Origin of the sequence: Spirosoma endophyticum (assembly GCF_900112365.1) — a bacterium.
Classification (GTDB): domain Bacteria; phylum Bacteroidota; class Bacteroidia; order Cytophagales; family Spirosomataceae; genus Spirosoma; species Spirosoma endophyticum.
On sequence record NZ_FOLQ01000019.1, the window covers coordinates 116,511 to 123,805 of the forward strand.

Annotated in this window: 5 protein-coding genes and 1 pseudogene; 5 read left to right on the forward strand and 1 reads right to left on the reverse strand. The window is 47.1% G+C overall.

From position 1 onward, the window contains the following. Nucleotides 1-103 precede the first annotated feature (103 nt). The gene (locus BM202_RS29055) at nucleotides 104-700 is read right to left on the reverse strand and encodes a recombinase family protein (RefSeq protein ID WP_093832827.1); all 597 of its coding nucleotides are present in this window, start codon (nucleotides 698-700) and stop codon (nucleotides 104-106) included. Nucleotides 701-1,078: 378 nt separating this feature from the next. Between BM202_RS29055 and BM202_RS29060 the strand changes: the two genes are divergently transcribed. The 5 genes and pseudogenes from BM202_RS29060 to BM202_RS38810 all read left to right on the forward strand — a co-directional run bounded on the left by BM202_RS29060 (nucleotide 1,079) and on the right by BM202_RS38810 (nucleotide 7,086). Beyond that, nucleotides 1,079-3,082, forward strand: coding sequence for an FG-GAP-like repeat-containing protein (locus tag BM202_RS29060; protein ID WP_093832829.1), 2,004 nt, complete (start codon nucleotides 1,079-1,081; stop codon nucleotides 3,080-3,082). A 108-nt stretch (nucleotides 3,083-3,190) separates the two neighbouring features. Continuing rightward, nucleotides 3,191-4,427 (forward strand): annotated as a pseudogene (locus BM202_RS29065) (IS256 family transposase). A gap of 125 nt (nucleotides 4,428-4,552) precedes the next feature. Next, nucleotides 4,553-5,983, forward strand: a complete 1,431-nt coding sequence (locus BM202_RS29070) for an FG-GAP repeat protein (protein ID WP_093832831.1) — start codon at nucleotides 4,553-4,555, stop codon at nucleotides 5,981-5,983. A gap of 25 nt (nucleotides 5,984-6,008) precedes the next feature. Continuing rightward, the gene (locus tag BM202_RS29075) at nucleotides 6,009-6,284 is read left to right on the forward strand and encodes a DNA/RNA non-specific endonuclease (RefSeq protein WP_262507720.1); all 276 of its coding nucleotides are present in this window, start codon (nucleotides 6,009-6,011) and stop codon (nucleotides 6,282-6,284) included. Between the two features lie 679 nt (nucleotides 6,285-6,963). Continuing rightward, the gene (locus BM202_RS38810; protein WP_262507718.1) at nucleotides 6,964-7,086 is read left to right on the forward strand and encodes a hypothetical protein; all 123 of its coding nucleotides are present in this window, start codon (nucleotides 6,964-6,966) and stop codon (nucleotides 7,084-7,086) included. Nucleotides 7,087-7,295 lie beyond the last annotated feature (209 nt).

Here is a 7,295-nt window from a genome sequence, read left to right on the forward strand (position 1 = left end):
ATTGAGCAGTTGTATGCTGATTAAGTGAAACACCCCAAAAACTAAATAAAATAATTATATACCGTTTGTTGCAAAATTTTTATCTACTAAGCCAGTCGTTTGATTATTTACCAATTGATGTCGCCATAGAATGCAACGGTACGTTACGAAACTCTAAATACTTATACACCGTCTGCCGGGCAATGCCAAGCTGTTTGGCGATTAACTTGATAGCATACCCTTCTTTATATAACGACTCGACTACACGAGCGGTACGTTTAGCTTCTTCCGTAAGCCCTTTTGGTTTACCTCCAATTCTACCTTTCAGGCGGGCCGCTTCAATACCTGCTAATGTCCGCTCCCGGGTTAAGGACCGTTCAAACTCGGCCAGGGCGCTAAATAAATGAAAGATGAGTTTGCCGCCTGGCGTAGCCGTTTCGATATGCTCGTGCAAACTGCGTAGACCTACACCCTTTTCTTCAAATAACTTCACTAGGTCTAATAAGTGATCCATGGAACGGCCAAGTCGGTCGAGTCGCCAGATAATTACCTCATCACCCTTTCGTAGTAATGCCAGCATGGCATCCAATTGGGGACGGTTTGCTTTGGTACCACTTACCTTTTCTTCAAACACCCGCTCGCAGCCAACATCCGTCAGCGCCTGAATCTGCATTTCCAGATTTTGATCGAGGGTGGAAACCCGTGCATAGCCTATTTTCATGAGCCGTGTCCAGTTTAATGGTTAACTATACAATATAGTAAACACGCATTGAATTACAGCAATACTGGACACGAATCAATGGAATTTATTTTATCCCAGATCGAGCTCAAGTATGGGTGCCAAAAGATTCGTTTTGCTGGATATAACAATTCGATAAATGGACTATTCTTCTTGCAACCGAAAGACCTAAGACCACCACTTTAGTTAAAGATCATTGTCCAAGTCTTCTCCCTGCTTTATATTTATATATTTACTAAAATAGTAACAATAGATTTGCTTAACTGTGTATGTGTTTATATTTGGCTTGTATCAAGCAGCCCAGGGTAGCATCTTGAAGGGATGAATCAGTCTGGTTGCTGCTATAACCAAGCTTAATTTATGAATTCCACATCTCTTCCTTACCTATCCAATTTATCCAGGCAACGATTTATAGCTAACTCCCCTCTGATGGCAAACGGATGGTTGATAGCCCTGCTCTGGCTGCTGGCTTTGCGGCCCTTGCACGCTCAGCAAGTGGTTAGCACCTTGCCTGGCCTCAATGCCAACACGGCTCCTACCAACACCGCGATCTCCCTCACAGCCAACACAACCCTGCCAGTTGATTATAAACTGAATGTGTTCTCGGCTCAGGCAGGAGGGCAAAAGGCAGGCTTGAATCAGGTGGCAAATAACACTGCTACGTTTTATCCCGCTACGGCCTTTAAGCCGGGCGAAGTGGTGTATGTAACGGCTCCGGCTTCTGGCTATGTCTACCAGTTCACTACCGCAGCGGGGGTGGGGCCAGGCACCTTCTTAGCTGGTACCAACGTGGGTGTAGGGGATTATCCACTCAGTTTTGTGGCGGCCGATGTGGATGGCGATGGTGATTTAGATCTACTAGCGGCTAATCACTTTACTTCGACGGTAAGTATTCGCGTCAACGATGGTAAAGGTAATTTCTCGGGTGATAGCCAGGTGAGTGTGGAGTATTACCCATCTAGTATGATAGCGGCCGATGTGGATGGGGATGGCGATCTGGATATCCTGGCGGGAAGCATACAATTTAATAATGTGAGTGTACGCTTCAACGATGGTAAGGGTAATTTCTCGGGTAATGCCCAATATGCAACAGCAGGAATACCCAGAAATATAATGGCAGCCGATATAGATGGCGATGGTGATCTGGACATTCTAGCTACTAGCGATTCGGGATATGTACTTATTTACTTCAACAATGGAACTGGCAATTTTGCGGATCATTATTTTGTAGTAGGCGGGCATAGGCCTATCAGTATGGCGTTAGCTGATGTAGATGGAGATGGCGATTTGGACGTTTTGACACTGAGCCAATTCGGGCATAACGTGCATGTGATGTTCAATAATGGTCATGGAATCTTTTCGTCTCACTACGACAACAATCGGGTGGATTTAGGAGAGTTTTCTTACCCGAATACTATAGTGGCAGCCGATGTGGATGGGGATGGTGATCCAGACTTCCTAACGACAAACGGTGGACATGATGATGTGAGTGTACGCTTTAATGATGGTAAGGGTAATTTCTCGGGTAATAGCCAGGTGAGTGTGGGGGAGGTTCCACTTAGTATAACAGTAGCTGATGTGGATGGGGATGGTGATCTGGATATTCTAACGGCTAATAATCGATCTAAAGATGTAAGTGTACGGCTTAACAATGGCCGCGGTAGCTTCTCCGGCAACATCCAGGTAAGAATGGATGATGACCCAAACAAGGTAGTAGCGGCTGATGTGGATGGGGATGGTGACCTTGACTTTCTAACGGCTAACTATCCAAATGGCCGTGTGAGTGTACGCTTCAATCAAGCGGCCTCCATGCCTGTAACCTTGAAAGAGTTTACCGCTAAAGCCGAAACTGACATGGTCCGACTGGCCTGGCAAACCGAACTGGAAACCCACTTCGCTGGCTTCCAAATCGAACGATCCCTGGACGCCAAAGAGTTTAGCCCTTTAGGCTGGCAAGAGGCCAAAGCTAGTACTCAGGGAGGTTCGGCCTATGGCTTTAATGACTTGAGCTTACCCTCGACGGCCTCCACCCTCTACTACCGCCTGAAGATGGTCGATCAGGATGGGAGCGTAGCCTATTCGTCCATAAAAAGTGTCGTGCTTAACACCCAAAGCTTAGGTCTGGTGGTGCTGGGTAATCCCGTGCGGGACAATCTGCAATTGATAATCAGCAGCCCCCTAGCGCAATCGCTTCAAGTGCAGGTGCTGAGTATGGGAGGGCAGGTAGTGCACCAGCAGACTTTACAGGTTAGTGAAGGTAGGAGTCAAACTGAAATAGGATTGGTAGGACTAACGGCGGGCTTATATCAGTTAGTTGTTAGTGATGGGCTTAGCCGACGGATGGAGCGTGTTTTGATTGAATAAGCTGCTACTCTAAACTGGTTTATGGACTGCATGTGAGACTGCTCGCTGAACTGTGTCAAGCCTGAGGGTGAATAGAAGGGAAAATGAAAAATCCTTAATTTCACAATCATGACCGACAACTTTGACTTCGAATCCTTCAAGCAAGCGGCCATCAAAGGCCTTTAAGAAGGCAAACGGCAGCGGCCGACCGTCTCTAATGGGCGAAAACGGCCTCTTCGCCCCTTTACTCAAACACTTCCTGGAATCAGCCTTGGAAGGGGAAATGGATGGCCACCTGGTCCAGACTCGCCAGACCGAACAAAATCGGCGAAACGGCAAGACGACCAAGACCGTCAAATCCAGCGCTGGCCTTCTGGACTTAACCACCCCCCGCGACCGATCCGGTACGAATCAACCCCAGATTGTACCCAAGCGACAGGTGGTGCTCACGCCCCAACTAGAGCAGAAAGTACTCTCCCTTTACCGTGTCGGAAACAGCTATGCCGACATCGCACAACACCTCCAGGAGATGTATGGCTACTCGCTCTCCGACAGCGAGTTGACGGCTATCACCGACAAGGTCATTCCCGCTATGCGGGAGTGGCAAAACCGGCCTTTGGAAAGCTTGTACGTATTGGTTTGGCTCGACGGCATCTATTACAAAGTGCGTCAGGAGGGCAAAGTCGTCACTCGGGTTTTATTCAGCGTAATTGGGCTAACGTTGTCGGGCAAGAAACAGGTCTTGGGTATCTACACGGCCGAAAGCGAATCGGCCAAATTCTGGTTGTCGGTACTGACCGATTTAAAACAACGGGGGGTGGACGACTTGCTGATCACCTGTGTGGATGGACTGAAAGGCTTCGATACGGCCATCAACACCGTTTTCCCGGCCGCTACGGTCCAGCTCTGTATTGTCCATCAGTTGCGCAACTCCTTCCGCTTGGTGCCTGACAAGTTATTGAAAGACTTTGCCCGAGACCTTAAAAGCGTTTATCAGGCGCCCAACCGAGAGCAAGGAATGGAGAATCTGCTACTGGTAGAGGAAAAGTGGAGTTCGGCTTACCCCAAAGCGGTACAGCCCTGGCTGGAAAAGTGGGAACTGTTGTCACCTTTTTTCGACTATCCGGCCGCTATTCGCAAGGTGATGTACATGACTAATACGGTCGACGGCTATCACCGGCAGTTGCGGAAAGTGACTAAAACAAAGGGGGCATTTAGTTCTGACGTGGCTCTGCAAAAGTTGGTCTACCTAACGATCCAAAACTTGCAAGTCAGATGGGAAACGACAACGTATAACTGGAAGGAACTGATTAATCAGTTCAGTATTATCTTTGACGAACGCATAAAGCTACATCGCTTTGACTAAGCCCCGCTGACACAGTTCAGCGAGCACTCCCCATAGCTAATCACCCGACCGATAAATATTTGTATATTTTTAAAAAGGCCGGCATTTTCCTGATAGTCTTGAGGACACTGAACCACCCTTTACTTATGAAGCATCTGCTACTTCTTTTTCTTTATTTAATTGTCTGCACTGAAATTCAGGCTCAGGTTGGAATAGGTGGGAAACCGCATCCATCGGCCGCGCTGGACGTTCCTTCTACCGATAAAGCGTTTTACCCCCCTCGTATGACTTCGGCCCAACGAAAAAATATCATAAACCCGCAACCAGGGGCTTTTGTCTACGATACTGATCAAGGAGCTTTATATTTATTTAATGGGCAAATCTGGCAGTCTGTAACTGTAAGTAGTGCGAATTATGTAACTCCTTTGTCCTTTACGGCTACCGATGGCGGATCTAATAGTAGTTTTGGGGCAGGAGTTTCTATAGCCGGTGATTATACTATTATTGGTGCCCCTGACGCTGAAATTGTAAACAATGGTGTAACCAGCACCGATCAGGGAGCGGCTTACATTTTTACCCGTAGTACACACGGATGGAGTCAACAGGTAAAATTAGTGGCCGATGATGGGGCTGCGGGTGATCATTTTGGTCAAGCTGTGGCCATCTATGGCGATTATGCCATTGTCGGTGCTTACCAGGATGACATAGGTAGTAATCTGAATCAGGGCTCAGTCTATATCTTCATCCGGAATGGTACGACCTGGACCCAGCAAGCCAAACTTACCGCATCGGACGGGTCAGCCAATGATTTATTCGGTAGCAAAGTAGCCCTCTATGGCGACTATGCGATTGTTAGTGGAGGAGATGATGATATTACAGTAAACGGGGTTGCGAATACTGATCAAGGTTCAGCGTTCATCTATATTCGCTCAGGCACAACTTGGACTGAACAAGCCAAACTAATTGCTTCGGACGGAGCTTCCTCAACTTACTTTGGTAATAGCGTGTCAATTTATGGGGACTATGCCTTGGTTGGGGCATACAATGCGAGTATTCTAGTTAATGGCGCAACGCATGAAGGGCAGGGGGCCACTTATGTATTTATCCGTAATGGCACAACTTGGACTGAGCAGGCCAAGCTAATTGCTTCGGATGGAGCTAGTTCTGATCGGTTTGGTGCAAGTGTCTCAATCAATGGCGACTATGCGTTGGTGGGTGCTGATCAGGATGATAATAGTGGGTCTGCTTACGTCTTCATACGAAATGGCTCTACTTGGATGCAGCAGGCTAAGCTAACTTTCAGTAATTCTTATTATCAGAGCTATTTTGGTGGAGCAGTGTCATTATCAGGCAAATATGCCCTGATTGGCGCTTACAAAAATGATAGCTCGGGGAATGCGTTTATTTTTGCTCGGGACGGTACTACCTGGGCTTATAGAAGGATACTTAATCCTACCGCAACTGGTGGATCTTATGGGACTAGCATAAGCATTGACCATGAAACATATATTATTGGCGCTCCTAGTTTTCAAAATAATACAGGCCAAGTAGCGATCAGTACATTTGATAATTTGTAATACCAGATACTATTAGACTACCAGCATTTCCAGTGGCAAGCTAACCGTTCCGGCTGCCCTGTGGAAGGTAATTGTGGTACTGCCGGTAGGATCGGATGATGTGACCCGGATCAACACGCAGACGCGGGTTATTGCGGTGTGGATGCCGAATACAAATGCAACCGGTGAAGGAGTGTGGGGAAGTTACCGGGTCAGTGTAGATGAGGTGGAACGGCAGACGGGGTACGACTTACTATCGAACGTGCCGGAGAGTGTGCAGCGAGTGATTGAAGCGGGGTCTGATGGTACACGAATACAATAAAGGCTGTTTGCTTAAGACAAACCAGTCGTTGAGGGAATCCCAAAGTTACTTGCATACGATTGGTAGACATCTTACTTCCTGAACCACTGCATTAGCAAAAGCACAGCTTTGAACTCAGTCAACAAAATGAATGTGGAAATTACCAGAATAAGTGTCCAGACGGTGGATGTAATGTTTAGGTATAACTTGCGCATAGCGGTGGTAGTTGTCTATCGTGTCATGTGTACGACGCTAACAAGACATTGGATTTTGCGTTGATTAAATTTTATTATTAGGCGACAGAATAGTATCTCGTGATCAACGGCCAGCTTACCACCTTGGGTAATTAACCTAGCAATTCAATAATCCAAGCCAGGGATAATAGCACAATGACAAACGTCATGATAACTATTTGGGTGCTGGGGTTACCCAGGAGAGAGAGTAGCTTACGTTACATGACTACCTAGACTCAATGAGAAGAAAAAGGTAACAAAGTAAATCGAAATTTAAGGCTATAGACCAACGGGTAGTTTAAGTACTTTACATGTAACTTCACCTCCCGTATGTCATCCTACTGCGTCATGTCCCTCAGCGAGAAACACTTCTGTTTCATTGGCCAATCTGGGAAAGTGTCCGTAATACGATCGTTGCTTTGGGATGGCAGTTTTTTCATGCTGGCAAACTGCCACCGAATGAGCGGATGTCTACCGCCTTCAAGCAACTCAAGGAAACTTCCGGCGCCCTTCGGGTAAATACCCTGGCCGATTTTCACCAATACAAGCGAACGCTGCTGGAGCACATACGAAGTTTGCTAGATTTCTAAAGCCACTAAATGCTGGACTCTTCGCTTCACTTACTGGGCGATGGCAGGCATCTGGTTATCAGTAGGGGGCCCTTCCGGCTTTTGGGCCGGTGCCATCACACCCCAGTTTACGCTTTTTACGATCCCATTTTTTATTTCGTCGGATGAGTCCCAACTCATCAATATGCCAGTGTTTAGTCAGCTCACAGCCGCCGTAAGCCCACTTGCCA